The following is a 1181-nucleotide window of genomic DNA, read 5'->3' on the forward strand; positions in this document are numbered from 1 at the left end:
CAACTGTCAACGGTGGTGCAAGGGTTCTGTGCTATTTTACCTGTTTTCTTTGCACTTACCACCAGCGCTCGGGCGATCGAAGCGCAAGGCGTGGTGAACTTTTCAGCACTTATTCAGCAAGCCCTAGCTAGTGTGTACGATAAAACCCGACTTTGAGATATTTATTGTTGATAATTATGCCAAAATATTGAGTGAAGTGTGTTAATTTTAATCGGACGCTTTCACCGCTTTTTATAATTGTAATATTCCGGCTCCCATTCGCAACCTTACTATTCCACAAATCGTTAAAATTACTTGCTCATATTTTGGGGGATTTAATCTAAATCTTTCTTGGGCAACTCGAAATATCTTGACCGTTCTAATTCGATGTTCCACAAAAATTCGGCGAGCCGAAAACGCTTTGTTTTGTTCTTTTTGTTCAGTTGTTAATTCTCGGTTTCTGGGTTTTTTAATGGGAGTTGTTATTAAATCTTCTCCAACGTAAGCTTTATCTCCCTTAAATCTTTGTTGAGGGTCAAACTCGCTCGCGATATTCCCGGAATAAGGTTATATCGCTTTTAGATCCAGGTTCCCCTGCCAGGGTAAGAGCATCTCAATCAGTCTTGACAAAAGGATTTGAGAAGAAGCATCATGTATTCATCATTCATTGCAGCCCGTTTCCTTTTCTGTCGCAAGCTACGCTTGAGAGTGGTTTCTTGATTGACAGCATTCAGGGACATCCGTCTGATCACAGCCAAGTTCCGAGGGCTATTCAACGACCGAATGCGACATCGATCTTCATTGAAAGTGACATCTAAAACCCAATGTTCTTGATTTTCAATACTCCAATGTTGGCGAATAGCTAGACCATTCCGCTTTAGCATCTACGGGTAAAGAACTTAGGTAAAACTGGAGTTCATGAGTGGTTTTGTTCCACAGATAACGGTAACGTTCTACTATAACAATAGTCTGAATATCTGTCCATTGCTCTTGTTTGTGAAGCCCTCCTAATGCGGCAACTGGAACCGCCCAAACTCTTCTCTTCTCTATCCGATGGTGTGCTGTTTCCGTTCGACAATCCTCACTAACTTCAATTCCACCAAATTGGTGGGCTCTGGCTGTTTCAACCCACATTCCGCACCCCCAACTGGCACATACGCGGATTGAGGAGGTAAAAGTGAATCATCCGAGATAATAATGAG

Annotated in this window: 2 protein-coding genes; both read right to left on the reverse strand. The window is 42.3% G+C overall.

Going from position 1 to position 1181, the window contains the following annotated elements; genetic code table 11:
* Positions 1-231: 231 nt before the first annotated feature.
* Positions 232-531 (reverse strand): transposase family protein, encoded by a 300-nt coding sequence (locus QUB30_RS33700; protein ID WP_333342734.1) that lies wholly within the window; start codon positions 529-531, stop codon positions 232-234.
* Positions 532-596: 65 nt separating this feature from the next.
* Positions 597-863 carry an ISAs1 family transposase gene (locus tag QUB30_RS34095; RefSeq protein WP_445300583.1) on the reverse strand — a complete coding sequence of 89 codons (267 nt, stop codon included), beginning with the start codon at positions 861-863 and terminating at the stop codon, positions 597-599.
* Positions 864-1181 lie beyond the last annotated feature (318 nt).

This window comes from Microcoleus sp. BROC3, from assembly GCF_036702515.1.
Classification (GTDB): domain Bacteria; phylum Cyanobacteriota; class Cyanobacteriia; order Cyanobacteriales; family Microcoleaceae; genus Microcoleus.